General features: G+C 72.3%; 25 protein-coding genes and 1 riboswitch. Of the genes, 12 read left to right on the top strand and 13 right to left on the bottom strand.

The window, feature by feature from the left end:
* Window positions 1–42 precede the first annotated feature (42 nt).
* Window positions 43–606: an SAV_6107 family HEPN domain-containing protein gene (locus tag ACZ5K7_RS30220; RefSeq protein ID WP_468918120.1), complete on the bottom strand. Its 564-nt coding sequence runs from the start codon at window positions 604–606 to the stop codon at window positions 43–45.
* 196 nt (window positions 607–802) lie between these two features.
* Between ACZ5K7_RS30220 and ACZ5K7_RS30215 the strand changes: the two genes are divergently transcribed.
* The 5 genes from ACZ5K7_RS30215 (at window position 803) to ACZ5K7_RS30195 (ending at window position 6,936) form a co-directional block, all read left to right on the top strand.
* Window positions 803–1,573, top strand: a complete 771-nt coding sequence (locus tag ACZ5K7_RS30215) for an ATP-binding cassette domain-containing protein (protein WP_468918118.1) — start codon at window positions 803–805, stop codon at window positions 1,571–1,573.
* A complete protein-coding gene (locus tag ACZ5K7_RS30210; RefSeq protein WP_468918116.1) occupies window positions 1,545–3,629 on the top strand; it encodes a YhgE/Pip family protein in 2,085 nt (694 codons plus the stop codon). Before ACZ5K7_RS30215 ends, ACZ5K7_RS30210 begins: the two co-directional genes overlap by 29 nt.
* Before the next feature lie 62 nt (window positions 3,630–3,691).
* Window positions 3,692–4,318, top strand: a complete 627-nt coding sequence (locus ACZ5K7_RS30205; RefSeq protein WP_351695306.1) for a TetR/AcrR family transcriptional regulator — start codon at window positions 3,692–3,694, stop codon at window positions 4,316–4,318.
* A 441-nt stretch (window positions 4,319–4,759) separates the two neighbouring features.
* Window positions 4,760–5,374: a DUF4126 domain-containing protein gene (locus ACZ5K7_RS30200; RefSeq protein ID WP_351695308.1), complete on the top strand. Its 615-nt coding sequence runs from the start codon at window positions 4,760–4,762 to the stop codon at window positions 5,372–5,374.
* A gap of 47 nt (window positions 5,375–5,421) precedes the next feature.
* On the top strand, window positions 5,422–6,936 hold the full coding sequence (locus tag ACZ5K7_RS30195) for a phytoene desaturase family protein (protein ID WP_468918113.1): 1,515 nt from the start codon (window positions 5,422–5,424) through the stop codon (window positions 6,934–6,936).
* A 31-nt stretch (window positions 6,937–6,967) separates the two neighbouring features.
* Here the strand turns inward: ACZ5K7_RS30195 and ACZ5K7_RS30190 are convergent, their stop codons facing one another.
* The 5 genes from ACZ5K7_RS30190 to ACZ5K7_RS30170 form a co-directional block, all read right to left on the bottom strand.
* Window positions 6,968–7,954, bottom strand: coding sequence for an SCO2102 family sporulation regulator (locus ACZ5K7_RS30190; protein ID WP_468918112.1), 987 nt, complete (start codon window positions 7,952–7,954; stop codon window positions 6,968–6,970).
* Window positions 7,955–8,010: 56 nt separating this feature from the next.
* On the bottom strand, window positions 8,011–8,934 hold the full coding sequence (gene metF, locus ACZ5K7_RS30185) for a methylenetetrahydrofolate reductase [NAD(P)H] (protein ID WP_351695314.1): 924 nt from the start codon (window positions 8,932–8,934) through the stop codon (window positions 8,011–8,013).
* A gap of 136 nt (window positions 8,935–9,070) precedes the next feature.
* Complete coding sequence (thiE, locus tag ACZ5K7_RS30180; protein WP_351695316.1) at window positions 9,071–9,718, bottom strand: thiamine phosphate synthase; 648 nt, start codon at window positions 9,716–9,718, stop codon at window positions 9,071–9,073.
* Window positions 9,719–9,752: 34 nt separating this feature from the next.
* On the bottom strand, window positions 9,753–10,118 hold the full coding sequence (locus ACZ5K7_RS30175) for an Rv2175c family DNA-binding protein (protein WP_351695318.1): 366 nt from the start codon (window positions 10,116–10,118) through the stop codon (window positions 9,753–9,755).
* Between the two features lie 162 nt (window positions 10,119–10,280).
* Complete coding sequence (locus ACZ5K7_RS30170; RefSeq protein ID WP_468918108.1) at window positions 10,281–11,513, bottom strand: NAD(P)/FAD-dependent oxidoreductase; 1,233 nt, start codon at window positions 11,511–11,513, stop codon at window positions 10,281–10,283.
* 129 nt (window positions 11,514–11,642) lie between these two features.
* Window positions 11,643–11,754: riboswitch (TPP riboswitch) on the top strand.
* Between ACZ5K7_RS30170 and thiO the strand changes: the two genes are divergently transcribed.
* From thiO to ACZ5K7_RS30145, 5 genes are all read left to right on the top strand, one after another.
* Window positions 11,752–12,921, top strand: coding sequence for a glycine oxidase ThiO (thiO, locus tag ACZ5K7_RS30165; protein WP_351695323.1), 1,170 nt, complete (start codon window positions 11,752–11,754; stop codon window positions 12,919–12,921). (Overlaps the previous riboswitch by 3 nt.)
* Window positions 12,918–13,118, top strand: coding sequence for a sulfur carrier protein ThiS (gene thiS, locus ACZ5K7_RS30160; protein ID WP_365798614.1), 201 nt, complete (start codon window positions 12,918–12,920; stop codon window positions 13,116–13,118). The genes thiO and thiS overlap by 4 nt, the downstream gene beginning before the upstream one ends.
* Before the next feature lie 3 nt (window positions 13,119–13,121).
* A complete protein-coding gene (locus ACZ5K7_RS30155; RefSeq protein ID WP_351695327.1) occupies window positions 13,122–13,916 on the top strand; it encodes a thiazole synthase in 795 nt (264 codons plus the stop codon).
* Window positions 13,917–14,161: 245 nt separating this feature from the next.
* The gene (pknB, locus tag ACZ5K7_RS30150) at window positions 14,162–16,069 is read left to right on the top strand and encodes a Stk1 family PASTA domain-containing Ser/Thr kinase (RefSeq protein WP_468918104.1); all 1,908 of its coding nucleotides are present in this window, start codon (window positions 14,162–14,164) and stop codon (window positions 16,067–16,069) included.
* 34 nt (window positions 16,070–16,103) lie between these two features.
* On the top strand, window positions 16,104–16,982 hold the full coding sequence (locus ACZ5K7_RS30145; protein WP_351695331.1) for a deoxyribonuclease IV: 879 nt from the start codon (window positions 16,104–16,106) through the stop codon (window positions 16,980–16,982).
* Between the two features lie 10 nt (window positions 16,983–16,992).
* On the opposite strand, the gene ACZ5K7_RS30140 is transcribed toward ACZ5K7_RS30145, so the two are convergent.
* The 5 genes from ACZ5K7_RS30140 to ACZ5K7_RS30120 form a co-directional block, all read right to left on the bottom strand.
* Entirely contained in the window at window positions 16,993–17,490 is a 498-nt protein-coding gene (locus ACZ5K7_RS30140; RefSeq protein ID WP_351695333.1) for a Pycsar system effector family protein, read from the bottom strand.
* Complete coding sequence (locus ACZ5K7_RS30135; RefSeq protein ID WP_351695335.1) at window positions 17,487–18,575, bottom strand: hypothetical protein; 1,089 nt, start codon at window positions 18,573–18,575, stop codon at window positions 17,487–17,489. The genes ACZ5K7_RS30140 and ACZ5K7_RS30135 overlap by 4 nt, the downstream gene beginning before the upstream one ends.
* Window positions 18,572–20,779 (bottom strand): hypothetical protein, encoded by a 2,208-nt coding sequence (locus ACZ5K7_RS30130; RefSeq protein ID WP_468918100.1) that lies wholly within the window; start codon window positions 20,777–20,779, stop codon window positions 18,572–18,574. The genes ACZ5K7_RS30135 and ACZ5K7_RS30130 overlap by 4 nt, the downstream gene beginning before the upstream one ends.
* Window positions 20,776–21,570 (bottom strand): nucleotidyl cyclase domain-containing protein, encoded by a 795-nt coding sequence (locus ACZ5K7_RS30125; protein WP_351695339.1) that lies wholly within the window; start codon window positions 21,568–21,570, stop codon window positions 20,776–20,778. Before ACZ5K7_RS30125 ends, ACZ5K7_RS30130 begins: the two co-directional genes overlap by 4 nt.
* A 111-nt stretch (window positions 21,571–21,681) precedes the next feature.
* A complete protein-coding gene (locus ACZ5K7_RS30120; RefSeq protein ID WP_351695341.1) occupies window positions 21,682–22,380 on the bottom strand; it encodes a Crp/Fnr family transcriptional regulator in 699 nt (232 codons plus the stop codon).
* A gap of 236 nt (window positions 22,381–22,616) precedes the next feature.
* On the opposite strand from ACZ5K7_RS30120, the gene ACZ5K7_RS30115 reads away from it, so the two are divergent.
* Window positions 22,617–23,171 (top strand): DUF4396 domain-containing protein, encoded by a 555-nt coding sequence (locus tag ACZ5K7_RS30115; protein ID WP_468918095.1) that lies wholly within the window; start codon window positions 22,617–22,619, stop codon window positions 23,169–23,171.
* A gap of 4 nt (window positions 23,172–23,175) precedes the next feature.
* Here the strand turns inward: ACZ5K7_RS30115 and ACZ5K7_RS30110 are convergent, their stop codons facing one another.
* Window positions 23,176–23,808: a sulfite oxidase-like oxidoreductase gene (locus ACZ5K7_RS30110; RefSeq protein ID WP_351695345.1), complete on the bottom strand. Its 633-nt coding sequence runs from the start codon at window positions 23,806–23,808 to the stop codon at window positions 23,176–23,178.
* Between the two features lie 182 nt (window positions 23,809–23,990).
* Between ACZ5K7_RS30110 and bfr the strand changes: the two genes are divergently transcribed.
* Complete coding sequence (bfr, locus tag ACZ5K7_RS30105) at window positions 23,991–24,473, top strand: bacterioferritin (RefSeq protein WP_351695347.1); 483 nt, start codon at window positions 23,991–23,993, stop codon at window positions 24,471–24,473.
* A gap of 1 nt (window position 24,474) precedes the next feature.
* Here bfr and ACZ5K7_RS30100 read toward each other — a convergent pair whose 3' ends face one another.
* On the bottom strand, window positions 24,475–24,729 hold the full coding sequence (locus ACZ5K7_RS30100; protein ID WP_351695350.1) for a (2Fe-2S)-binding protein: 255 nt from the start codon (window positions 24,727–24,729) through the stop codon (window positions 24,475–24,477).
* Between the last annotated feature and the right edge of the window lie 192 nt (window positions 24,730–24,921).

The following is a 24,921-nucleotide window of genomic DNA, read 5'->3' as shown; positions in this document are numbered from 1 at the left end:
ATTGCCTCGGCTGCCGCCCTCTCGCCTCCGCTGCCCGCCCGGTCATCCCGCGTCGGGCAGCCCTCTCTCCGGGAGGCCGTCCGGCCGCTCCCCCTCCTGTCGGCGGGGCTGCGGCAGCACCGGCTGGAGGACGAGCATCCGCTCGACTATGCGGAGGAACATCTCCACGTCCCGTATCAGGTCGTCGGCGTCGCGGCGGCCGGCCGCGCCCTGGATGCCCGCCTCGGCGCGGGCGCGGCGGCCGGCGCCGGAGGCGAACAGGGCGCTCCACTCGGTGAGCTCGGGCGCGACCTCGGGGAGCACCTCCCAGGCGCTGCGGATGCGGGCCCGGCGCCGGGGCGAGGTCTCGGGGCGGGCGCGGGCGGCGAGCACGGCGGCCGCGGTGCGCAGGGCGGCCAGATGGGCCGTCGCATAGCGCTCGTTGGGGGCGTCGAGGAGTTCGGCCTCGTCGAGGGTGGCGCGGGCCTGGGCGAGCAGGTCGAGGGCGGCGGGCGGGGCCGTGGCCCGGCGGAGCACGGGGTGCACGTCGCTCGCCGGGCCGGTCAGTGAGGGGGCAGGGCCGGTGGCGCGGCGCCGGTGGGCGGCGGCCGCTGAGGAGTTGGCCATGACGAACCTCCTGTCGTCTGGGTGACGGCTCCCTCACACGGGGTGCCGTATGTGCCCATCGTGAGGTATGGCACTGACAATCCGTTCTGACCTGGGGCTTTGCTTCGATCGCAGGTTCGGGTTAGTTTTTGCACTGACCAGTCAGTTCAAAAACGAAGTCGCATGCGGACAGCGCTTCGGAAGGCAGGGGGGATCTGTGCACGGCGTACCTGTCACGGCCGAGCGGCTCGGGCTCAAGGGCCCGCGCGGCTGGGCGTTCCGGGGGATCTCCCTGGACGCCGGGCCCGGCGCGCTGATCGCGGTGGAGGGGCCGTCCGGCTCCGGCCGCACCTGTCTGCTGCTGGCCCTCACCGGGCGGATGAGGGCCACCGAGGGCAACGCGACGGTCGGCGAGGCCCGGCTGCTCAAGCAGCCGGCGGCCGTACGCCGGATCAGCGCGGTGGCCAACATGACCGGGGTCACCGACCTCGAACCCGCCCTGACCGTGGGCGAGCACCTGCGCGAACGGGCCCTGCTGCAGCGCCGGTTCGGCGACTCGCTGCGCGCCCTGCTGCGGCCCCGGGCCGAGAAGGGCGCCCAGGCACGGCAGTTGATCGACGACGCCCTGGCCGCCGCCGGGCTCGACCTGGAGGCGCTGCCGAAGGGCTCCCGGACCGCCGTACGGGATCTGGAGCGGATCGAGGCGCTGCGGCTGTCCGTGGCGCTGGCGCTGGTCGGGAAGCCGCGGCTACTGGCCGTGGACGACGTGGACCTGAAGCTGTCGGCGGCCGAACAGACCGAGGCGCGGGCGCTGTTGGCGTCGATCGCCGCGGCCGGGACGACCGTGGTGGCGGTGTGCGGGGAGGCCCTGGAGGGGGCTGTCGTGGTCCGTACCGGGACCGCTCAGGAAGAGGAGACCGGGATGCCCGAAGGCACCGGAACCGGGGAGGAGGCCCGCGATGCGCTCGCCACGACTGGCCGCGCTTGAGCTCAGGCGTTTCGGACGGGGGAGGCTGCCCCGCGCGGCCCTGGTGGCCCTGCTGGTGCTGCCGCTGCTGTACGGCGCCCTCTATCTGTGGTCGTTCTGGGATCCGTACGGCCGGCTGGACCGCATCCCGGTGGCGCTCGTGAACGACGACAAGGGGGCGAGCGCGAGCGGCAGGAAGATCACCGCGGGCGAGGACATCGTGGACGGCCTCAAGGACAGCAGGACGTTCGAGTGGCACCAGGTGAGCGCGGCCGAGGCGCGCCGGGGTGTCGAAAACGGCACCTACTACCTGTCGCTGACCATGCCCGCCGACTTCAGCTCGCGCGTCGCCTCCAGCGCGGGCGACTCCCCGGAGACCGGCGCGCTCCAGGTGCGTACGAACGACGCGAACAACTACATCGTCGGCCAGATCTCCCGCACCGTCTTCAACGAGGTGCGCTCGGCCGCGTCCGCCAAGGCGTCCCGGTCCTTCCTGGACCGCATCTTCATCTCGTTCGCCGACATCCACGGACAGACCGTGAAGGCCGCCGAGGGCGCCGACACGCTCACCGGTGGCATCGGGAAGGCCGAGAAGGGCTCGAAAGATCTCGCGGACGGACTGAAGGACACCAAGACCGGCAGCGGCAAGCTCGCCAAGGGGGTCAAGAAGCTGGACGCGGGCGCGGGGCGGCTGGAGGACGGTTCCCGGCAGGTCGCGGACGGCACCCAGTCCCTCGCGGACCAGGTCGACGGGGTCTACGGAAAGGTCGGCCCGTATCTGGAGGGCAACGAGAAGACCATCGGCGACACGGCGCGGCTGGTCGCCGACTCGGCCGGGACCGTCCGCGACAACCTGGGCGTCCTGGTGAAGGCGGCCCCCGCGGCCGCGAAGACCGCGCACACGGCCGCCGGGACGCTGGACGAGGTCTACCGGGCGCGCTGCCCGGCCGCGCTGCTGACCGACCCGGCCTGTCCCGACCTGAAGAAGGCCAGGGACGCGGCCGACGACGTGGCCGCCGTCGCCGACGACCTCGACACGCTGATCGCGGACCAGCACGGCGACCTGAAGACGCTCGACGGAAACCTCGCCGTCCTCCAGCGGCAGGCCGAGGCTCTCGCCGACCGGGCCCCGCACCTGTCCGAGGACGTCGCCGACGCCGTCAGGAAGATCAACAAGCTGAACGACGGCGCGGCCCAGGTCGCCGCGGGTGCCGAGAAGCTGCACACCGGGCTCGGCACGGCCCTGACCGGCGCGACCGGTCTGGACGCGGGCATCGGCAAGCTCAAGACCGGCGCCTACGACCTCAACGGCGGGATGTACAAGCTCGTCGACGGCTCCGGCAGGCTCGCCGGCGGTCTGCACGACGGCGCCGCCCGGATCCCCGACTACGGCAAGAACGACCGCGACCGGCGCACCGAGGTGATGGCCGACCCTGTCCGGCTCGCCTCCCAGGACCTGCACAAGGCGCCCAACTACGGCACCGGGTTCGCCCCGTACTTCATCCCGCTGTCCCTGTGGGTCGGCGCGATGGTGGCCTACATGCTGATCCAGCCGCTCAACCGGCGTGCCCTGGCGGCCGGTTCGGCGGCCTGGCGGATCGCGCTGGCGGGCTGGCTGCCGGTGGTCGCGGTCGGGGTGCTGCAGACGGCCGCCCTGATGGCCGTCCTGCACTGGGCGATCGGTCTGGAGATGGCCCGCGCGGCCGGGACGGTCGGGTTCCTGTTCCTGGTGACGGCGTGCTTCGCGGCGATCGTGCAGTGGCTGAACGCGCGCTTCGGCGCGGCCGGCCGGATCCTGGTGCTGGCGCTGCTGATGCTCCAGCTGACGTCGGCGGGCGGCACCTATCCCGTGCAGACCAGCCCGGGCTTCTTCAACGCGATCCACCCGTTCCTGCCGATGAGCTACATCGTGGCGGCGCTGCGGCGGCTGATCACCGGCGGCGGACTGGGACCGGTGTGGCAGGCCTGCGCCGTGCTGACGGCGTTCACTGTGGGCGCACTCGCGCTCACGGCCCTTTCGGCCAGGCGCCGCCAGGTGTGGACGCTGGACCGGCTGCACCCCGAGCTGAGCCTGTGAGGAGATCCATGACCTTTCCTCCGGTGCCCGCGGGGGCCGCCGTTCCTGTGAGAATCAGGACCATGGAAAGCAGCAGCACCACGGGCGGCAGCACGCGCCGTGAAGCCACCCGGCAGAAGCTCTACGAGGCGGCCGTCACCCTCATCGCCGAGCAGGGCTTCTCCGCCACCACCGTGGACGAGATCGCCGAGCGTGCCGGGGTCGCGAAGGGCACGGTCTACTACAACTTCGCGAGCAAGTCGGTCCTCTTCGAGGAGCTGCTGCGGCACGGCGTGGGCCTGCTCACCGCCTCCCTGAAGGAGGCCGCCGAACGGACCGCGCGGGAGGGCGGCAACCGGGTCGACGCCCTGGACGCGATGGTCCGGGCGGGCCTGGTCTTCATCGACCGCTACCCGGCCTTCACCCAGCTCTACGTGGCCGAGCTGTGGCGCACCAACCGGGCCTGGCAGTCGACGCTCATGGTGGTCCGGCAGCAGGCGGTCGCGGTCGTCGAGGGCGTGCTGCGCGAGGGCGTCGAGAACGGCGAGTTCAGTGACGAGATCGACATCCAGCTGACGGCGGCCGCGCTGGTCGGCATGGTGCTGGTGGCCGCGCTGGACTGGAAGTCCTTCCAGCCCGAGCGCTCCCTGGACGACGTCCACTCGGCCCTGTCCCGGCTGTTGCAGGGGCGGGTGAGCGGGAAGGGCTGAGCCCTTCCGGGACCGGCACGCGCGCGTGACCGCGAGGAAGCCGCACGCGCGCGTGGGCACACCACAGCGCGGCACGCGCGCGTGGGCACACGAAAGCGCCGGCCCGCGGTGGCCGCGTCCCCCGCGGGCCACCGTCGGACCGGCGCCTTCCCTGCACCCCCGTGTTTCCCCCGGTTTCCCGTCGTTCCCCCGGGTCCCCTTCCCCCGTGTCTCGCTTCCGCCGACGGATCGGCGGAAGGAGCGGGCAAGGGCGCCGGCGCCGTTCCGCCGCCCCGTGTCGGCGGTACCGGACCGGGCGCCCCTTTCCGTGTCTCCACTCTCTCGTTCACGCAGGTCGTGGCCCATCCGCGCGCGTACTCAACTCACTCGCTAGGTACGCGTACTCAGCTCTGTGTGCTCAGGCCCAGGACGCGCGGTCGCCGACTGGTTACGATCGCCTCCGTGTCGGTACTCCCCTTGGTCTTCACCAGCGGCTGGGCCAGCGGAATCAACGCGTACGCGGTGGTGCTGCTGCTCGGCTTCTTCGGCGCGACGGGCCTGAGCGACGACGTCCCCGAGACGCTGCAGCGCCCCGAGGTGCTGATCATCGCGGGCGTGCTGTTCCTGTGCGAGGCGGTCGCCGACAAGATCCCGTACGTCGACTCGGTGTGGGACTCGGTGCACACGGTGGTCCGCCCGGTGGCGGGCGCCTGGGTCGGGGCGCTGCTCGCCGGGCAGAGCGGCTCGCTCAACGACGTGGTGGCCGGGCTGGTCGGCGGTTCCACGGCGCTGGCCAGCCACACGGTCAAGGCCGGGACCCGGATGGCGGTCAACACCTCGCCGGAGCCGTTCAGCAACATCGTGCTGAGCTTCGCCGAGGATCTCGGGGTCGGCGCGATCGTGTCGTTCGCGATGTTCCACCCGCTGGCGGCGGCGATCATCGCGGCGGTGCTGCTGGCCACCGGTCTGATCGTGCTGGTGTTCCTGGTCTCCCGGATCCGCCGCTTCTGGCGCCGCCGCGCCCAGCGCCGGGAGGAACGCCGGGTCGCGACGCAGGTGGGCAGGCCACCGGACTGACGGGCCGCCGGGCCGGGTTGTCAGTGGCGGTCGATAAAGTCGCGGGCATGGGACGGATTGCGGTGATCGGCGCCGGGATGGGCGCCATGGCGGCGGCCGCCCGGCTGGCCGTCGCGGGCCACCGGGTGACGGTGTACGAGCGTACGGAGACGTACGGCGGCGGGGTGCGCCGGTTCGAGCGCGACGGGTTCGCCTTCGACACCGGCCCGGGCCTGCTGCCGTTGCCCGCCGTCTACCGCGACCTGTTCGTCAAGACCGGCAAGGAGCCGCTGGAGGACCTGGTCGAGCTGGTCCAGGTCGACCCGTCGGCCCGGCACGTCTTCGCGGACGGCACCGAGGTCGCGCTGCCGAACGCGTCCCGCGCGGGGGTCGTCAGCGCCCTCGACGAGGCCCTGGGGGCGGGCGCCGGACAGCGCTGGGGCGACTTCCTGGTGCGGGCCCGGGAGACCTGGGACCGCACCAGGCGCCCGCTCCTGGAGGAGCCGCTGTGGCCGGACTGGCAGGTGCTGGCCGAGCGCGAGCCGTACCCGTCCGTGCCGCACAAGAAGCTCCTGCGCACCCGCCGGGCCGGCACCCTCGCCGAGATCGGTGCCTGGGAGCTGCGCGACGAGCGCCTCGCCGCCCTCCTGAACAGCCACGCGCTCGCCTATGGCCTCAACCCCCGTGACACTCCGGCGAGCGCGGCCGTGCTGCCGTACCTGGAGCACGCCTTCGGCACCTGGTATGTGCGCGGCGGCATACGGGAGTTGGCACGGGCGGTGTACGAGCGGTGTGTGCGGCGGAGGGTCGAGTTCGTGTTCGGCGCCGAGGTCACCGCGGTGCTGGCGAAGGACGGCCGGGCGGCGGGGGTGGAGCTCGCCGACGGCAGTGTGATCGACGCGGACCATGTGGTGGCCGGAGTCGATCCGGTGCGGCTCGACGCCCTCACGCGGCTGACGGGGTGCCGCCTGGACGCCGACGACGATGTGCGGGCCGGCACGAAGACGGCGCGCCCGGGCCGCTTCACCGTGCTGCTCGCACTGCGTGGCGGGCCCGAGGCCGGTGCCGCGCACCGCACGATCGTGCACGCCCCGGACGGCGAGACCGAGCTGGACCTGCTGGCCTCGCCCGGCGGCGACCGTCCGGTGCGCCCCACCGTGACCGTGCTGCGCCCCGACGACCCGGCGCTCAGACCGGACGACGACCACGAGTCCGTGGTGCTGTCGGCGGTGCTGTCGACCGATGCCGACTGGGAGAGCGACAGCACGGCCCGGGTGTGTACGGACTTCCTCCTGGAAGCCGCCGAGGCGGCCGTCCCGGGGCTGCGGGAGCGCCTGATCCGGTACGAGACGCGGCTGCCGGAACAGGTCACGGGGACCGGGGGGTTCGGCGAGATCTCAGCTCCCGCCCTCGCCGCCGGCAAGGGCCGTTTCCTGCACCCGGCCAACACCACCCGGCTGCCGGGCCTGTACCGGGTCGGCCGCTGGTCGCACCCCGGCGGCGGGCTGCCGCACGCCGGCATGTCGGGTGCGCTGGTGGCCGGGCTGATCGTGGAGGGACCGGAGTTCCGCGGCTCGCAGTGAGGCGCGGCCCGCGCTTCACGGAACAGCGGGTTCAGAAACGGTACTGCTCGTCGTACCCGGCGCCGTGCTGCCCCTGCTGCTGGCCCTGCCCGTCGCCCTGGTAGGGGTACGGCTGCTCCTGCGGGAGTTCGCCGCCGTAGGTCTCGTCGGCGCGCTGCTGCGGGACCCAGACACCGCCCGCCGGGGTCTCGCCGTAACCGGCGTTGCCGTACTGGTCCTGGGCGTACCCCTGCTGGTCGTACTGCTGGGTGCCGTAGGACTGGTCGTACCCGGCGCCGCCGTAGGTCTGGTTGCCGATGTACGGGTCGGAGTAGTTGGCGTATTGCTGCTGGCCATTGGCGTCGTAGCCGTACTGCTGCTGGCCGTAGCCGGAGTAGTCGTACGCGTAGTTCTGGTCGGTGCCCTGGGCCGCGTACGCCTGGTCCTGGCCGGCGGTCGCGTAGGCGGGGTCGCCGGTGGTGTTGGTGGCGTAGCCGGAGTCGTTGTATATGCCGTAGGAGCCGGTGTCGTCGGGCATCGGCTGCGGCTCGTACACCGCCGTGGACTCGGCGGCGGTCGGCTCGGCGGCGCGGGCCGGGGAGAAGACGTCGTCGCGTTCGTACTCGTCGTCGCGGCCGTAGCGCGGGGTGCCGCCCGTGTCGTAGGCCGCCCGCTCGTCGGCGTAGGCGGCGTCGGCCGCGTCCGGGTCGGTGGCCTCCAGGCCCGGGTCCTCGTCCGGCTCACCGCGGCGGCGCTTGGTCAGGCCGCCCTCACCGTCCGCGCCGGGGCGCTTGACGGCCCAGCCTGCCTCGAAGCCACGGCGGAACGACAGCGTGACGTAGGTCTGGCCGACCGCGAACGCGATCGCGCCCACTCCGATGACGATCACCGACGGGATCAGGACACCGAACACGACCCCGAGGAAGCCGACGAAGGCGAGCAGCCGCCAGCGCAGCCGCGCCTTGTACTGCAGCAGTACCTCGCCCAGCAACCACAGCGCGACGATGCCGAACGCTACGTAGAGGACCGTCCAGCCCATGTACGCCCCTCTCCCAGTGACCGCTACGCAGTGTGTCGTACTCCGGTGCGGCCGGTCTAGGCCCGCGGGGGATGGTGCAGGCCCAGGTTCTCGTGGATTTCCAGCGTCGCCGTGGAGCTGTTGAGTGTGATGAAGTGCAGTCCGGGGACGCCCTCGGCCAGCAGCCGTGCGCAGAACTCCGTGGCGAACTCGATACCGATGGAGCGTACCGCCGCCGGATCGTCTTTGGCTGTGAGGATCCGCTCTTTCAGGGCGTCCGGGAAGGTCGCGTTGCTGAGTTTGGGCAACCGTTCCAGCATCTTCACACTGGTGACGGGCAGGATTTCCGGAATCACCGGGGTCTCGCAGCCGGCCGCGGCGACCCGGTCGCGAAGGCGAAGGTAGGACTCGGGCTGGAAGAACATCTGCGTGATGGCGTAGTCGGCGCCCGCGCGGCACTTGTCGACGAAGTGCCGGACGTCGGTGTCCCAGTCGCTGGAGCGCGGGTGCATCTCCGGGAAGGCGGCCACGCCCACGCAGAAGTCACCGGACTCCTTGATGAGCCGGACGAGTTCGGCCGCGTAGGTCAGGCCCCGCGGGTGCGCCACCCACTCCCCCATCGGGTCGCCGGGCGGGTCGCCGCGCACCGCGAGGATGTTGCGGATCCCGGCGTCCGCGTACTGGCCGATGATGTTGCGCAGTTCGGCCAGGGAGTGGTCGACCGCGGTGAGGTGGGCGACCGGGGTGAGCGTGGTGTCGGCGACGATCTGCTGGGTCTCCTTGACGGTGCCCGCGCGGGTGGAGCCGCCGGCACCGTAGGTCACGGAGACGAAGTCGGGGGCGACCGCCTCGACCCGCCGGAGCGCGGTCCACAGGTTCCGCTCGCCCTTGGGGGTTTTCGGCGCCGAGAACTCGAACGAGTACGTGGTCTTGCCGGAGGCGAGCATGTCACGCACGGTGCGTGCGCGGTCAGTCCTGGTGGATGCGGTTCCGAGGGCCATACTCGCAGGTTAGCCAGGGGCGGACGGACGCCCAACCGCACTCGGGAGATTTGCCCGGATTGTCGGTCCCGCGTCCGGATACTGGACAAGTTTCCGGACGGTCCTGTCACTCAGCCGGACCGGAGCGGCCGCGGGGCTACGCCGACCGCAGCCGCTTAGCGAACTCGGCCGCCGCGGCGCCCGGGTCGTCGGCCTCGGTGAGTGCGCGGACCACGACCACCCGGCGGGCGCCCGCGTCCAGCACCTGGTCGAGGTTGCCCAGGTCGATGCCGCCGATGGCGAACCAGGGACGGTCCGTGCCCAGGGCGGCGGTGTACCGCACCAGGTCGAGGCCGGGTGCGGGGCGGCCGGGCTTGGTGGGCGTGGGCCAGCAGGGGCCGGTGCAGAAGTAGTCCACCCCGTCCTGGACGGCGGCCGCGGCGGCCTCGGAGTCGGCGTGCGTGGAGCGGCCGATCAGGACGTCCGGGCCGAGGATCGCGCGGGCGGCCGGGACCGGCAGGTCGCCCTGGCCGAGGTGGAGCACGTCGGCACCGGTCGCGTGGGCCACGTCCGCGCGGTCGTTGACCGCGAGCAGCTTGCCGTGCCGGGCGCAGGCGTCGGCGAACACGGCGAGGTGCTCCAGCTCCTCGCCGGCCTCCATGCCCTTGTCGCGCAGCTGCACGATGTCGACACCGCCCGCCAGGACCGCGTCCAGGAACCCGGCGAGATCGCCCCGCTCCTTGCGGGCGTCCGTGCACAGGTACAGACGGGCGTCGGCCAGCTGGGCGCGGGCGGTGTCGGTCATCGGTGTGTCCCCCGTTGTGTCGTTACTGGCTGCCTCAGACGGCGAGCGCCTGGGCGCGGCGCTTCACCTCCGTACCGCGATTCTCGCTCAGGGCCTGCGCGGGGGTGCCGGGCAGGCTGGCGTCGGGCGTGAAGAGCCACTCCAGCATCTCTTCGTCCGTGAAGCCGTCGTCCCGCAGGAGCGTCAAGGTTCCGGACAGGCCCTTGACGACCTTGTCCCCGTCGATGAAGGCGGCGGGGATGTGCAGCGCGCGGTTCTCACCACGGCGGACGGCGATGAGCTGGCCCTCCTTGACCAGCTGCCGCACGCGCGTCACCTCGACGTCCAGCATCTCTGCGATGTCGGGGACGGTGAGCCAGGCGGGGACGAGAACATCGATCTTTGCGTCAATCTCGGTCACGGAAACAAGGGTAGGCGTTCCGCCGGGCGGCCCGCGAGAGGGAAGCGCCGGGACGGGTCACGCTTCAGGTGCGGCACCGTCGGGGCTGATCGCGCCCACGCGGCGGAGCCGCACATGCCGCGGCCCCGCGCCCCTTGCGGGGCACTGTTCCCAGGACGGGAATCAGTCAACGGTCGCGTTCTTCAGGGGGCGTGCGGGATCGGCGGACGCCTCGGCGTCCATGTGGCGGCCCGCCTCGATCAGCCTGCGGCCCTGGGCCAGGTCACGCGGGCGGCCCACCGCCAGAAGGGCGACCAGGCGGCCCTCGCGGAGCCAGCACACCGTCCAGGCGGGTCCGGACGGGTCACCGCGCCAGACCATGCGGTCGGCGACGGTGTGGTGGCCGGCGTACTGCACGAAGCGGCCGAACTGCTCCGACCAGAAGTACGGCACCGGGTCGTAGACCGCGTCGGACTCGCCGAGGATGTTGGCGGCCACCGTACGCGGGCCCTGGAGGGCGTTGTCCCAGTGGTGGACCAGGAGGCGTTCGCCGTAGCGGCCGGACGGGAAGGAGGCGCAGTCGCCGACCGCGTAGACGTCCGGGACGCCGGTGCGCAGCCGGTCGTCGGCGAGCACCTCCCCGTGGGCGCCCAGGTCGATGCCGGAGCCGGCCAGCCAGGTGGTGGCGGGGCGGGCGCCGATGCCGACCACGACCGCGCCCGCGGGCAGCCGCGAGCCGTCGTCGAGCACCACCGCGCCGGGTTCGACACGCGCCACGCGCGCGTGCGTGCGCAGTTCGGCGCCGCTGTCGGCGTACCAGGCGGTCATCGGCGCGGCCACCTCGGCCGGGAGCGCTCCCGCGAGCGGGCGGTCGGCGGCCTCCACGACGGTCACCGCGCAGCCGGCCTCCCGGGCCGCGGTGGTGAACTCGGCGCCGATCCAGCCCGCGCCGACCACCACGATGTCGTGCTGCCGGGCGAGCACGGGCCGCAGCCGCTCGGCGTCGTCCAGGGTGCGCAGCAGATGGACGCCGGGCACGCCCTCGGTGCCGGGCAGCGTGATCGGCTCGGCACCGGTGGCGAGCACCAGGACGTCGTAGGGCACCGGTCCTGCCTCGGTGTCCAGCTCGCGGTCGGCGGGGCGCACACCGAGGGCCTCGCGGCCCAGCGCCAGCTCGATGTCGAGCGCCTCGAAGTCGACCTCGAAGGCGGAGCCCTCCGCCTTGCCGAGCAGCACCGCCTTGGAGAGCGGCGGCCGGTCGTACGGCTGGTGCGGCTCGGCGCCGATCAGGGTGAGGGTCCCGGTGAACCCCTGCTCGCGCAGGGCCACGGCGGTCTGCACCCCGGCCATGCCCGCGCCCACGACCACCACGCGCCGCGTCTGTGACGTGCTCTGTCGCTGCGTCTGCTCGCTCACCTGATCACCATAGACAAGAACGATAGACAACTGACAAAGAGTCAGTCAGGGGGCGTGCTGAGTGACCTGTTCCACACCGCCGGCGCAGGCCGTCTTACAAGGGCGGAGCCCCGCGGTCTAGGGTGGCCGGTGAGCACACGCGGGAGCCCGGGCGCACCGGGCTGAGAGGGAGGCTGGCGGCCTCCGACCGTACGAACCTGATCCGGGTCATGCCGGCGAAGGGAGGGGCTGGACGCCCATGTCCGCACATACGTCCGACGTCCTCGTCATCGGGGGCGGCATCATCGGCCTGGTCACGGCCTGGCGGTCCGCGCAGCGCGGGCTCGCCACCGCCGTGGTCGACCCGGAGCCCGGCGGCGGGGCCGCGCAGGTCGCGGCGGGGATGCTGGCCGCGGTCACCGAACTGCACTACGGCGAGCAGACCCTGCTGGGACTCAACCTGGCCTCCGCCCGCCGCTATCCCGACTTCGCCGCCGAGCTCACCGAGCTGACCGGCCACGACCTCGGCTACCGGCGCTGCGGCACACTCGCGGTCGCCCTGGACGCCGATGACCGCGCGCATCTGCGCGAGCTGCACGCCCTCCAGCGGCAGTCGGGGCTGGACTCCGAGTGGCTGTCGGGGCGGGAGTGCCGGCGCCTGGAGCCGATGCTCGCGCCGGGTGTGCGCGGCGGGCTGCGGGTCGACGGCGACCACCAGATCGACCCGCGCCGGCTGGCGGCCGCCCTGGTGGCCGCGTGCGAACGGGCCGGGGTGGTCTTCCACCGCGACTGGGCCGAGCGCCTGGAGGTGGTACGCGAGCGGGCCGCCGGTGTCGTCACCCGCGCAGGTGACCCGCTGGGCGCGGACCGGGTCGTGCTCGCCGCCGGGAGCCTGAGCGGGCGGCTGGCGGGGGTGCCCGAGGACGTGCTGCCCCCGGTGCGGCCCGTGAAGGGGCAAGTGCTGCGGCTGACCGTGCCCGCACGGTACGCGCCGTTCCTCAGCCGGACCGTACGGGCCGTGGTGCGCGGCGGCCATCTCTACCTGGTGCCCAGGGAGAACGGCGAGTTGGTCGTCGGGGCGACCAGCGAGGAGCTGGGCTGGGACACCACGGTCACGGCGGGGGGCGTGTACGAGCTGCTGCGCGACGCGCACGAACTGGTGCCCGGCATCACCGAGCTGCCGCTGACCGAGACCCGGGCCGGGCTGCGTCCCGGCTCCCCCGACAACGCGCCGCTGCTCGGGCCGACCCGCCTCGACGGACTGCTGCTGGCCACCGGCCACCACCGCAACGGGGTGCTGCTCACGCCGGTCACGGGCGACGTGATGGCGGAGCTGCTGACCGGCGGCGAGCTGCCGGAAGAGGCCCGTCCGTTCACGCCGAAGCGTTTCGGCCCCGTCCCCGGCACACTCCTGGAGCAGACCGCATGAACATCTCCGTCAACGGGGAGCGCCGGGAGATCACCCCGGGCACGGCTCTCGACACGCTCGTGAAGTCGATCACGGCCGCGCCGTCCGGGGTGGCCGCGGCGGTCAACGAGACCGTCGTCCCACGCGGGGAGTGGCCGGGTACGGCGCTCACCGAGGGTGACCGCGTGGAAGTCCTGACCGCCGTACAGGGAGGCTGAGCCATGGCCGACGATCCGTTCGTGCTCGGGGGTACGGCCTTCTCGTCCCGGCTGATCATGGGGACCGGGGGTGCGCCCAGCCTGGAGGTGCTGGAGCGGGCGCTGGTCGCGTCCGGAACCGAGCTGACGACGGTCGCGATGCGGCGGGTGGATCCGGGGGTACGGGGGTCCGTGCTGTCGGTCCTGGAGCGGCTGGGGATCCGGGTGCTGCCGAACACGGCGGGGTGCTTCACCGCCGGGGAGGCCGTGCTGACGGCCCGGCTGGCCCGGGAGGCGCTGGGCACCTCGCTGGTCAAGCTGGAGGTGATCGCGGACGAGCGGACGCTGCTGCCCGACCCGATCGAGCTCCTTGACGCCGCGGAGACGCTGGTCGACGACGGGTTCACGGTGCTGCCGTACACCAACGACGATCCGGTGCTGGCCCGGAAGCTGGAGGACGTCGGGTGCGCCGCGGTGATGCCGCTCGGGTCGCCCATCGGATCCGGGCTCGGGATCCGCAACCCGCACAACTTCCGGCTGATCGTCGAGCACGCGCGCGTGCCGGTGATCCTGGACGCGGGGGCCGGTACGGCGTCCGACGTGGCGCTGGCGATGGAGCTGGGCTGTGCGGGGGTGATGCTGGCGTCCGCCGTGACGCGAGCGCAGGATCCCGAGCGGATGGCGTCCGCCATGCGGGCCGGGGTGGAGGCGGGACGGCTGGCCCGGCTGGCCGGCCGGATCCCCTTCCGCCACTTCGCCGAGCCGTCGTCCCCCACGGAGGGCCGGGCCGCCCTGGACCCCGAGCGCCCCGCCTTCTGACCGCCGGCCCACTCCCAGCCATCTCTCCCACCCACGCACCACCCGAATGGTTGACCGAAGAGCCGGACTCTCCCGTGGGGGCCGAACACCATCGGCGACCGCGGGACGTACGGGGCAGGCCTGCCGGGTGGGTGGTGGGCTGTGGGGCGCGCGGAGGGGCGCGTTGCGTTACAGGTGCGCTGCAAGTCGGTGGGGAAATCTGTCTCACCTGTGGGGGTTTCAGCCGGGGCTCGTACACTCTCGGGGTGGATACGACGCTTCAGGACCCCCTCGTCGGGCAGGTGCTCGACGGCCGTTATCGCGTCGACGCGCGGATCGCCGTCGGCGGGATGGCCACGGTCTACCGGGCCCTGGACGTCCGGCTGGACCGGGTGCTCGCGCTCAAGGTGATGCATCCGGCACTCGCCGCCGACGGGTCCTTCGTCGAGAGATTCATCCGGGAGGCCAAGTCGGTCGCCCGACTGGCCCACCCGAATGTCGTCCAGGTCTTCGACCAGGGGACCGACGGGCCGTACGTGTATCTCGCGATGGAGTACGTCGCCGGGTGCACCCTGCGTGACGTGCTGCGCGAGCGCGGCGCGCTGCAGCCGCGGGCCGCGCTGGACATTCTGGAGCCGGTGCTGGCCGCGCTGGGTGCCGCGCACCGCGCCGGGTTCGTGCACCGGGACATGAAGCCCGAGAACGTGTTGATAGGGGACGACGGGCGGGTCAAGGTCGCCGACTTCGGCCTGGTGCGGTCCGTGGGCAGCGTCACCAACACGACCGGCGCCGTCCTGGGGACCGTGGCGTACCTCGCGCCCGAGCAGGTCGAGAGCGGGGCCGCCGATCCCCGCGTCGACGTGTACGCGTGCGGTGTCGTGCTCTACGAGATGCTCACCGGGGAGAAGCCGCACGACTCGGACTCGCCCGCGGTGATCCTCTACAAGCATCTCCACGAGGACGTGCCGCCGCCGTCCGCCGCCGTACCCGGGCTGGCCCACGAGCTGGACGAGCTGGTCGCCCACGGCACCGCCCGCGATCCGGAGGTCCGGCCGTACGACGCCGTCGCGCTGCTGGCCCTGGTGCGGCAGGCGCGGGCCGCCCTCCGTGACGAGCAGCTGGACGCCGTACCGCCGCAGGCGGTCTCCGAGGCGCATGACATAGCCGAGGACCGGACCAGCGTCATTCCGCGGTCGCTGCCCGTCAGCGAACCGGCCGACAGGGTCCTGATGACCAGCCGGTTCGAGGCGCCGCCGGTGCCGGAGCGGCGGCACGGAGCCCGCCGCCGGTCCCGTCGCGGGCTGGTCACGCTCGTCATCGCCGTACTGGTCCTCTTCGGTGCCGGCACCGGGATCTGGTACATCAACTCCGGGCAGTTCACCAAGGTCCCGCCGCTGCTGTCGAAAACCGAGGCACAGGCCACCGCGCGGCTGAAGGAGGCCGGGCTCGACATCAAGAAGGTCGAGCACGCCTACAGCGACACGGTCAAGCGGGGCACGGTGATCAGCACCGACCCGGCGGCCGGCAAGCGCATCCGCAGCAACGACTCGGTGACGCTCACCATCTCGGACGGCCCGGAGACGGTGAAGGTGCCGGACGTGCAGGGGCGGACGCAGGCGAGGGCCAGGGCGCTGCTGAAGGCAGCCGGGCTCGAACCGGGCATGGTGACACGGGAGTTCAGCGACAGCGTGCCCAAGGGGTCGGTCATCTCCAGCGATCCGGGTGCCGGGACCGAGCGGCACGCGGGGACGGCGATCGCGCTGGTCGTCAGCAAGGGTTCGCCGGTGGACGTCCCGGATGTCACCGGTGACGACCTGGACGACGCCCGGCAGGAACTTCAGGAGGCCGGGCTGAAGGTGACCGTGTCGGCCACCGAGGTCACCTCCGAGTACGACCAGGGGCAGGTGGCCCAGCAGACCCCGGTGGGCGACGCGCGGGCCGCCGAGGGCGACACGGTGACGCTGACGCTGTCCAAGGGCCCGGAGATGGTCGAGGTGCCGGACGTGGTCGGAGCCACGGTCGACGACGCGACCAGGCTGCTGGAGCAGTCCGGCTTCCAGGTCAAGGAGGACCGCGGGCTGCTCGGGCTGTTCGGTGACACCGTGAAGCAGCAGTCGGTGGACGCCGGGGAGCAGGCGCCCAAGGGGTCGACGATCACGATCACCATCCGGTGACCGGGGCCGGCCCGCGGCGTGACACCCTGGACGGGTGAAGAGCCACCCGTCCCCTCTCCCCCGCAACCCCGTCGGCGGTCATGTCCCGGTGGCCGGCGGCCTGCACTCGGTGGGGCTGTCGTACGCCCGTGAGCTGAAGGCCGAGACCGTGCAGGTCTTCGTCGCCAACCCGCGCGGCTGGGCCACCCCGGCGGGCAACCCGAAGCAGGACGAGGCGTTCCGGGCGGCCTGCGCGGAGGGGTCGGTCCCGGCGTACGTGCACGCCCCCTACCTGATCAACTTCGGCTCGCACACCGAGGCGACCGTGGAGAGGTCGGTGGAGTCGCTGCGGCACTCGCTGCGGCGCGGGCGGGAGATCGGGGCGCTCGGGGTGGTGGTGCACACCGGGAGCGCGACCGGCGGGCGGCCCCGGGAGGTGGCGCTGAAGCAGGTACGGACACATCTGCTGCCGCTCCTTGACGAGCTGACCCATGACGACGACCCGTTCCTGCTCCTGGAGTCCACCGCCGGGCAGGGTGCCTCGCTCTGCTCGCGGACCTGGGACTTCGGGCCGTACTTCGAGGCGCTGGACGCGCATCCCAAGCTGGGCGTGTGCCTGGACACCTGCCATGTGTTCGCCGCCGGGCACGACCTGACCGGGCCGAGCGGGATGCACCAGACGCTCGACCTGCTGGTGGACACCGTCGGCGAGGGCCGGCTCAAGCTGATCCACGCCAACGACTCCAAGGATGTCGCCGGCGCGCACAAGGACCGGCACGAGAACATCGGCGCCGGGCACATCGGCGAGGATCCGTTCCGTGCGCTGATGACCCATCCGGCGACCGCGGGCGTACCGCTGGTCATCGAGACGCCCGGCGGCAAGGAGGGGCACGCGGCGGACGTCGAGCGCCTCAAGCGGCTGCGCGACGGCTGACCGCGCCCGGTCAGCCGACCGCCAGCGGCACCCCCGCAAGCAGCAGTCCCACCCCGAGCAGCGCCATCGACCGGCGCAGCCAGCGGTACTTCGCCGAGAGGATGACGCTGACGTCCTGGAACTGGGTGAGCAACCAGCCCACCCGGTCCGCGCCGACCTCGGCGGCGGCGCGGCGCAGCGCCTCCTGGTCGGTGGCGGTGAGCGCGTCGGCGTAGAAGGTCGGGCCCGGTGCCGAGCGGAACGTACGGGTGCGGGGCACGATCACCGCGAGCAGCAGCAGGGTGCCCGCCGCCCACAGCGCCGCGCCCGCCGCGAGGAACACCACGGCGGGCCCGGAGACGCCGGGCGGCAGCCCGCGCCCGAGGACCAGGGCGGGTACCGCCACGGCGCCGGACAGCAGGACGGACGCCTTCACGTCCGCCCTGCCCAGGTCCTCGCGCACGGTCAGCAGCAGCCGTTCGGCGACATAGTGCGCGGCGGCGTCGGGGTCGGGGTCGGCTGGGGTCATCGGCGCGCCTCGGGGCTGGAGTCGTCCTCCACCCCCGTGCCCTCTCCGGGGATGATGTCCACCGGGGGTACCGGCGGCGCGGGCGGGACCGGCGGCGGCGCGTCGGCCGGGAGCATCGGCGGCGCGGGCGGCATCGGCGGTATCGGCAGCGAGGTCGGGGCCTGCGGCAGGCCGTTCGGGAAGACTCCGGTGGAGACCGTGCGGCTGAAGTCGATGAGGGCCCGGACCTGGTCGTCGATCTGGTGGCGCTGCACCACGCCCTGGTTGATCAGGTTGGTCAGATAGTCCAGGGCGCCCTGGCGCTGTTCGCGGGCCTGCTGCTGGAGCACGCCGAGGATCTCGTGCGCACGGCTCGGGTCCGAGGCGATCATATGGGCGTACTGGACGGTCTCGCCGGCCGTGATCAGCTTCTGCGCGTCGTCGATGTTGGCGGTGATCCGCGCCTTGTTGACGTTGTCGATGGCCTCCTGGACCACGCTGTCCTTCTCCACCGCGACCATCTGCGCCTGGTGGTCGGCGGCCGCCTGGCCGAGGTCGATCCGGACGAACACCTGGGTGGCGAGGCCTAAATCTGCCCCGAAGTCGCTCCACCGGCCGCTGGCCAGCTCGTCCTGGATCGCCTCGTCGACCTGCTGGGCCGAGTCCAGGCTGTAGCGGCGGCTGAGTCCGCGCAGCCGGGCCTCCAGCGAGGGCCGCAGCATGCGCTCGACGTCGACCACGCGCTTCTCGGCGGCCTGGTAGAAGTCGTGCACCTCCCAGTTGACGTCCGCGCCCGCCCGGAACCGGGAGCGGTCGCCGAGGGTGGGCAGTTCCAGCTGGAAGGAGACCTGGTGCTGGCCGCGGGCGATCCAGCACACCGAGGTGGGCTTGCCCATCAGCGGCTTGTTGTGGTGCTCGGCGCCGCGGACGGTGATGACGCTGTGTCCGCCGTTCTTGTAGTAGAGCACCGAGGCGACCTGGCTGTTGCGGTGCCGGTAGGTGGTCTGCGGGGCGAACTCGCGGACGAAGGGGCCTCTGAGGTCGTGCGGAAGGACGAACTCCTCGTCCTGGGGCGGCCACGGCTGCCCCCACTGGTTGTGCGTCATGGTGTACTCGCTCCCTGGACCGCGCCCCACAGGCGGCGGACCTGCTGATCGTTGAGTGGTTGGTCGGGGTCTTCGGTCAGTTCCTTGATCAGGCCGAGCAGCCGGTTGCGGTCGTCGTGGGTGTGCACGAGGAGCGGCAGGAACCGCTCCAGCCGGTCGGCCCAGGGCTGGTCGGCCGAGTCGCGCAGCCAGTCGGAGAGGGTCTCGATCGCCGCCTCGTACGACCGTGGGGTCTGGAGCGCGGTCCACAGGAGCCCGGCGAGTTCCGGGGCGAGGGCGGGCCGGACGGCGGCCAGGGCCAGCATCAGCGGCCAGTCGCCGTATCCCTCCAGGTCCGCGTGCTGGTTCCAGAGGTCGACGACGGTGACGGCGGCGAGATAGACCGTGCTCTGCAGGCCGAGGTCCTGCTGGGTCCGGCGTTCGTCGGAGAGCCAGGCGCGGATCCGGCGCAGGGTCTGGGCCTCGGGGTGGGCGCCGGCGAAGTGGGCGACCTGCACGGCCGCGTCGGCCCGCAGTCTGCCCTCGTCCCAGACGCCGATCCCGCCGATCAGGTCGAGCGACTCGCGGACGGTGTCCGTGGCCCGGCCCCGGCCGAGCACGGCCCCGGCGGTCCAGCGCAGCTGCTCGTCGCCGTACCGGGCCCAGGAGCCGGCCAGGGCGCGGACGGCGGTGCCGACCTCCGGGGAGCGCACGCCGACGTCGAGCACGGTCGCGGCGAAGAGCCGGCGGCGGGCCCGCTCGGACTGGGCCATGGGCTGGACCAGTTCGTGCACGGTGTGCGAGAGGTCGAGGCGGCACAGCTGGCCGGCCGCCACGGCGGCCCGTACCCAGACCTGGGGCCGGGTGTCCTCGCAGAGTCCGGCCAGCCAGCGCAGCACCGGTCCGCGCGCGTTGTGCCGGTGCTGCCACAGATGGCCGAGGACGGCCGGGGCGAGGGCCTCGCCGCCGAACCGGACGGTGCGGACCGGTACTTCCTCGGTGCCGACCTCCTCGGTGCCAAGTTCGGCGACCGCGCGGGCGGAGACCAGCCGGGCGTCGACGCCGTCGCTGAACAGGGGCCGGCCGGGGGTGGCCTCCGGGTCGACGGTGACGGCCAGTTCCCAGGCGAGCACCTCGGCGGCCTCGGCGACGGCGCTGAGCGAGGCGCCCTCCAGGACGGCGACGGCGATCCGGTAGGCCGCGTCCCGCAGCCGCTCGGGGGTCTCGGAGCGGATGCCGCCGGCGAACCATTCGGCGGCCTGGCTCTCGGCGAACTTCCGGCACTCGGCGAGGAGTTCGTCGTGGGTGAGCTCGTCCCTGGTGTGCCGGGCGAGGAGCCTCGCGAAGCGGGCGGCCTCCGCCGGCCGTAACTCGTCGAGTCCGCGCGCCTCCAGGACGTCCGGGTCGAGGGCGGTCGCCCGGGCCCGCTCGTACAGCTCGGGGCCCGAGGCCTCCAGTTCGAGGGCGAGATGGCCTTCGAGTACGGCGGTCTGGGCGGCCGGGGTGTGGACGCGGTAGTAGCGGCCGCCGCGGGAGAGGACGTCACCGGGTTCGGGGGTGGCCAGCAGGACGGCGTACGCCTCCTTCCTGCCGAGCAGTTCGCAGAGCCGGTCGAGACCGGTCTCGTCCGGCAGTCCGGTGGCGCTGGGTTCCAGGGCGTAGCCGTGGCCGTCGTGGATCTGGTCGTCGTCCAGCCGGTCCAGGTCGGTGCGCGGGTCGAGCCGGGAGACCTGGCCGCGGGTGAGGTCGTCGAGCAGGGACAGGGCGGTGTAGGCGCGGCCGGTGCCGGGCTGGCCGTACAGCACCAGGAGGCGGCCGCCGCACAGTTGCTCGCGGTAGTCGCCGTAGTCCGCCGGTTCCTGGAAGACCCGGCGCAGCCTGCGCAGTTCGTCCTCCGGGAGCGGGCCGGCCAGCAGGCGTTCCGCGGCCTGCCGGCCGTAGAAGTTCATGGTGCCGACGGATCCGGAGCTGATGAGGGTGCCGGATCCGTGCTGGTTCACGGCGGAGCGGTAGATCCGGGAGGCGGCGGCCGCGGCGCCGGGCAGGGCCTCCTCGCCCAGCGGGTTGGCGGCGGAGCCGCCGATGACGTCGGCCTTCTCCGGCTCGGGTGCGCCGCCGGACTCGGCGCCGGACGGCTTGTCCGGCTCGGCCTTCTGCTGCGGCTGCGGTTGCTGCGGCTGGGGTTTCGGGCCGCCCGGGGGCGGCGGGGGGTTCTGCGCGTTCACTGGTCACCACCGAAGTTGATGGTGTCGATGGTGCCGCCGACCACGATCCGGCCGGTCCCGTGCTGGTGGATGGTCTGGACGACGCCGCCCTCGGGGTCCTTGGGGGCCGGCGGCTGCGGCGGGTTGCCCCCCGACGGGCCGCCCGAGTCGTCCGGCCCGCCCGGGTCGTCCGGCCCGTCCGTCGAGTCCGGCCGCAGCTCTTCGGGCGGCTCGGGCGGCTGGGACCGGCCGGGGACCATGAACCAGGCGGTGGTGCGGCCCTCCTTGAGGTCCACGTCGTGCCGGCGGTAGTGCTGGGGGTCCACCCAGCGCCCGCCGGGCAGGATGAAGTCCTCGTGCACCCGGTCGGAGGCGGCCACCACCATGGGTGCGCCGTCCGCGGCCTTGAGGATCGCCTTCGCGACACCGCAGTCGGCCAGCCGGCAGGCGAGGTCGACGGCGCGTCCGGAACGGCCGTGGGCGTCGGCCGTGACCCGGCCGATGTGCAGGCCGACGCGCAGCCGCAGCGGATTCCGGAGGTGCCGGTTGCTCTCCCGGAGGTTCTGGTGGAGGTGCTCCACCCATTCGCCGAGGACCCGGACGGGCGGCACGTCGGGCGCCAGTACGCCGAGGATGCCGTCGCCGCGGTCTTCCTGGTAGAGCCGCGGCGGGCGGATGCCGGCCTGTTCGAAGGCGGTGCCCGTGACGTCGTAGAGTCTGCGCCGCATCTCGGGTTTCTCGGTGTCGGACAGCAGGCCCGAGCCCTGCGCGTCCACATTGACGATGAAGCCGTACGCGGCTTCCCCCTCCATCGTTTTCTCCTCCCTGCCGTCCCGCCGGGCCACCGGCGCCTCCGGTGTGATGCTCGCGGAGCCGGCCGGTCGCCGCTGTAGCCGTTTACACAGCGCGGGACTCGGTGCTTGTCAGGTCTCCGTGCCGTGTGGTTGTCCGGCGGCGAGCAGGCGGAGCGGGTCCAGGTCGGCGACGGCCAGCGTGCCGGGGCCGGTGCGGACCAGGCCCTGTTCGCGTAACAGGCGCAGGGCCTTGGCGACCGCCTCGCGGGTGGAGCCCACGGAGGCGGCCAGCTCGTGCTGGGCGAGGGGCAGCCGTATGGTCACGGCCTCGTTCTCCCGCAGGCCGGTGCGGTCGGCGAGTTCGACCAGGCGCTCGGCGAGCCGCTGGAGCACGGTCATGGAGGCCAGGGCCCGGCGCTCGTGGTCCGCGCTGCGCAGCCGCTCGGTGAGCTGGACCGTCATCAGCGCGTTGGCGTGCGGCCGGGCGGCCAGAAACCGCCGGAACCGCTCGCCGGGTATGACCAGTCCGGTGACCGGGCCCAGAGTGCTGACCGAGGCGCTGCGCGGGCGGCCGTCGAGCGCCGCCATGTCGCCGACGACCTCACCGGCCCGCCGCAGGGCCAGGATCAGTCGGCCGCCGCGTTCGGTGGGCGTCCACACCGTGCACCAGCCGTTGAGCAGGACCACCGCGAACGTGGTCCGGTCGCCTTCCGCGACGACCGTGTCGTACGGCGGGTACTCGTGCCGGGTGCCGATGCCCGCCAGTGCTTCCCGGTCCCCCGGACCGAGCCCGCCCATGAAGGTATGCCGCTCTCCGAACAGCCCCACCGTCGTCCCCCGACCGCTCGCCCCCCGAACCGGACCACAAGCGGAACCCCAAGGGCCCCTTGGATCCGTCTCCGCCCGGCGCGTCTCCCGCCAGGCAAGGATCTCAGCGTAGCGCTCTGGGCACGGAATGTGCCGCCCGTTACCGGAACGAGCCCGAACCCTTCACGGGAATACCCCAGGGGGGTATACATGTCGTTATCTCAAGAGGGATCCGCACCTGACACCGGGGATCAGCCATGGACCACGATCACGCCCTTCACGAGCAGCACGAGCAGCACGAACAGCACGCACAACCGGAACAGCCTCATGCACACCACGAAGCACACGGGCCGCACGGCGCACACGGGCCCGCCGGCGCCTCCTGGGCCATGGCCGTCCAGGCAACCCTGCACTGCCTCACCGGCTGCGCCATCGGCGAGGTGCTCGGCATGGTCGTCGGCACGGCCTTCGGCTGGGGGAACCTGCCGACCACCCTGCTGGCGATCGTGCTGGCGTTCTTCTTCGGCTACTCGCTCACCATGCGCGGGGTGCTGAGGGCGGGCGTCGACCTGCGCACCGCGCTGCGGGTGGCGCTGGCGGCGGACACCCTCTCGATCGCCGTGATGGAGCTGATCGACAACGGCACGATCCTGGTCTGGCCGGCCGCGATGGACGCCCAGCTGGGCGACGCGCTGTTCTGGATCTCGCTGGCCGTCTCGCTGGTGATCGCGTTCGTGGTGACGACCCCGGTCAACAAGTGGACGATCGGCCGGGGCAAGGGGCACGCGGTGGTGCACCGGTACCACCACTGAGAGCTCAGATCTCCGGACCGTCCCCGGGACCCTCCTGGTAGGAGTAGCGCTGCTCCTTCCAGGGGTCGCCGAGGTTGTGGTAGCCGCGCTCCTCCCAGAAGCCGCGGCGGTCGGCGGTCATGTACTCGATGCCGCGGACCCACTTGGGGCCCTTCCAGGCGTACAGCTGGGGGACGACCAGGCGCACCGGGAAGCCGTGCTCGGCGGTGAGGAGTTCGCCGTCCTTGTGGGTGGCGAAGATCGTGCGCTCGGTGGCGAAGTCCGTGAGGCGCAGGTTGGAGCTGAAGCCGTACTCCGCCCACACCATCACATGGGTGACATCGGGGGCGGGCGGAGCGAGCTCCAGGAGGGTCCACGCCGGGATCCCGCCCCACTCGGCGCCCAGCATGCTGAACTTCGTCACGCAGTGCAGATCGGCGACCACGGTGGCGTAGGGCAGGGCCGTGAACTGCTCGTGGTTCCAGATGTGCGGGCCCGCGTCGGCGGTGGCGCCGAAGACCCTGAACTCCCAGCGCTCCGGACGGAACTTGGGCACCGGGCCGTAGTGGGTGACCGGCCAGCCGCGCTGCAGCCGCTGTCCCGGTGGAAGCCCGGACTCCGCGGCTTCTCTCGACGCACGCTCCACCGGATGACCCATGCCTTCCATCCTGACAGACGACAGGTGGTGCACCTGACCACACAGCCCCCGCAAAGATCATCAAATCGGTCAAGTGATGCCAAGCATGGCCTTACTTACTAAGTAGGCACTTACTGGACGATCTTCTATGCCGGTGCAATCATGCGCCGCAAACACCCCAGTCCGTGGAAGGAGCCTCTGCGATGCAGGGCGACCCCGAGGTCATCGAATTCCTCAACGAGCAGCTCACGGGTGAGCTCACCGCGATCAACCAGTACTTCCTGCACGCGAAGATGCAGGAGAACTTCGGCTGGTACAAGCTCGCGAAGTACACCCGGCACGAGTCGTTCGACGAGATGAAGCACGCCGAGACGCTCACCGACCGGATTCTGTTCCTGGAGGGGCTGCCCAACTACCAGCGGCTCTTCCACGTGCGGGTGGGACAGACCGTCAAGGAGATGTTCGAGGCGGACAAGCAGGTCGAGGTGGAGGCCATCGACCGTCTCAAGCGCGGGATCAAGGTGATGCGCGAGAAGGGCGACATCACGTCCGCGAACATCTTCGAGTCCATCCTGGAGGACGAGGAGCACCACATCGACTACCTCGACACCCAGCTGGACCTGGTGGAGAAGCTCGGCGAGGCGCTCTACATCTCGCAGATCATCGAGCAGCCCGAGAGCAGCTGAGTCAGGCGGCTTCGTCGAGCGCGTCGTACTCCGAGAGGTCCGAGAGATCAGTGGAGAGCACCGGGCGGCCCTGGTCGGCCAGCTCGCGGCGGGGGCAGGCGCCCCGGCCGAGGATCGCCTGGATGCGGCGGACGCACGAACCGCAGTCCGTGCCCGCCTTGCAGGCGGACGCTATCTGGCGAGGGGTGCAGGCTCCGTCCTCCGCATGCTTCTTGACCTGCGCTTCGGTCACCCCGAAACAGCTGCAGACGTACACGCGGATTCACCTCCCGCCGGGATCGATCAGTGGTGCCGTCCCGACTGGTCGGTGAGGCAAACCTAACCTTACCCATCACCCGGGGAGTGCAAAAGTGGAGTGGGGGGGGGGGGGGGGGGGGGGGGGGGGCCCCCCCCCCCCCCCCCCCCCCCCCACCAAACCCCCCGCTCTAGTTTCCATCCCCCCCCAAAA

The organism is Streptomyces sp. NPDC031497 (assembly GCF_055580905.1).
The sequence above is the reverse complement of the archived record's forward strand: the minus strand, read 5'-3'. Positions and strand labels throughout refer to the sequence as shown.

Bases quoted from the DNA above. Each gene is read 5' to 3' on its own strand.
- ACZ5K7_RS30135 (WP_351695335.1), bottom strand. From the start codon at position 18,575: ATGACGCACAACCAGTGGGGGCAGCCGTGGCCGCCCCAGGACGAGGAG.
- ACZ5K7_RS30210 (WP_468918116.1), top strand. From the start codon at position 1,545: ATGCGCTCGCCACGACTGGCCGCGCTTGAGCTCAGGCGTTTCGGACGG.
- ACZ5K7_RS30140 (WP_351695333.1), bottom strand. From the start codon at position 17,490: ATGACCCCAGCCGACCCCGACCCCGACGCCGCCGCGCACTATGTCGCC.
- thiS (WP_365798614.1), top strand. From the start codon at position 12,918: ATGAACATCTCCGTCAACGGGGAGCGCCGGGAGATCACCCCGGGCACG.
- bfr (WP_351695347.1), top strand. From the start codon at position 23,991: ATGCAGGGCGACCCCGAGGTCATCGAATTCCTCAACGAGCAGCTCACG.
- ACZ5K7_RS30110 (WP_351695345.1), bottom strand. From the start codon at position 23,808: ATGGGTCATCCGGTGGAGCGTGCGTCGAGAGAAGCCGCGGAGTCCGGG.
- ACZ5K7_RS30115 (WP_468918095.1), top strand. From the start codon at position 22,617: ATGGACCACGATCACGCCCTTCACGAGCAGCACGAGCAGCACGAACAG.
- ACZ5K7_RS30155 (WP_351695327.1), top strand. From the start codon at position 13,122: ATGGCCGACGATCCGTTCGTGCTCGGGGGTACGGCCTTCTCGTCCCGG.
- ACZ5K7_RS30190 (WP_468918112.1), bottom strand. From the start codon at position 7,954: ATGGGCTGGACGGTCCTCTACGTAGCGTTCGGCATCGTCGCGCTGTGG.
- thiE (WP_351695316.1), bottom strand. From the start codon at position 9,718: ATGACCGACACCGCCCGCGCCCAGCTGGCCGACGCCCGTCTGTACCTG.
- ACZ5K7_RS30195 (WP_468918113.1), top strand. From the start codon at position 5,422: ATGGGACGGATTGCGGTGATCGGCGCCGGGATGGGCGCCATGGCGGCG.
- ACZ5K7_RS30205 (WP_351695306.1), top strand. From the start codon at position 3,692: ATGGAAAGCAGCAGCACCACGGGCGGCAGCACGCGCCGTGAAGCCACC.
- thiO (WP_351695323.1), top strand. From the start codon at position 11,752: ATGTCCGCACATACGTCCGACGTCCTCGTCATCGGGGGCGGCATCATC.
- ACZ5K7_RS30125 (WP_351695339.1), bottom strand. From the start codon at position 21,570: ATGGAGGGGGAAGCCGCGTACGGCTTCATCGTCAATGTGGACGCGCAG.
- metF (WP_351695314.1), bottom strand. From the start codon at position 8,934: ATGGCCCTCGGAACCGCATCCACCAGGACTGACCGCGCACGCACCGTG.
- ACZ5K7_RS30220 (WP_468918120.1), bottom strand. From the start codon at position 606: ATGGCCAACTCCTCAGCGGCCGCCGCCCACCGGCGCCGCGCCACCGGC.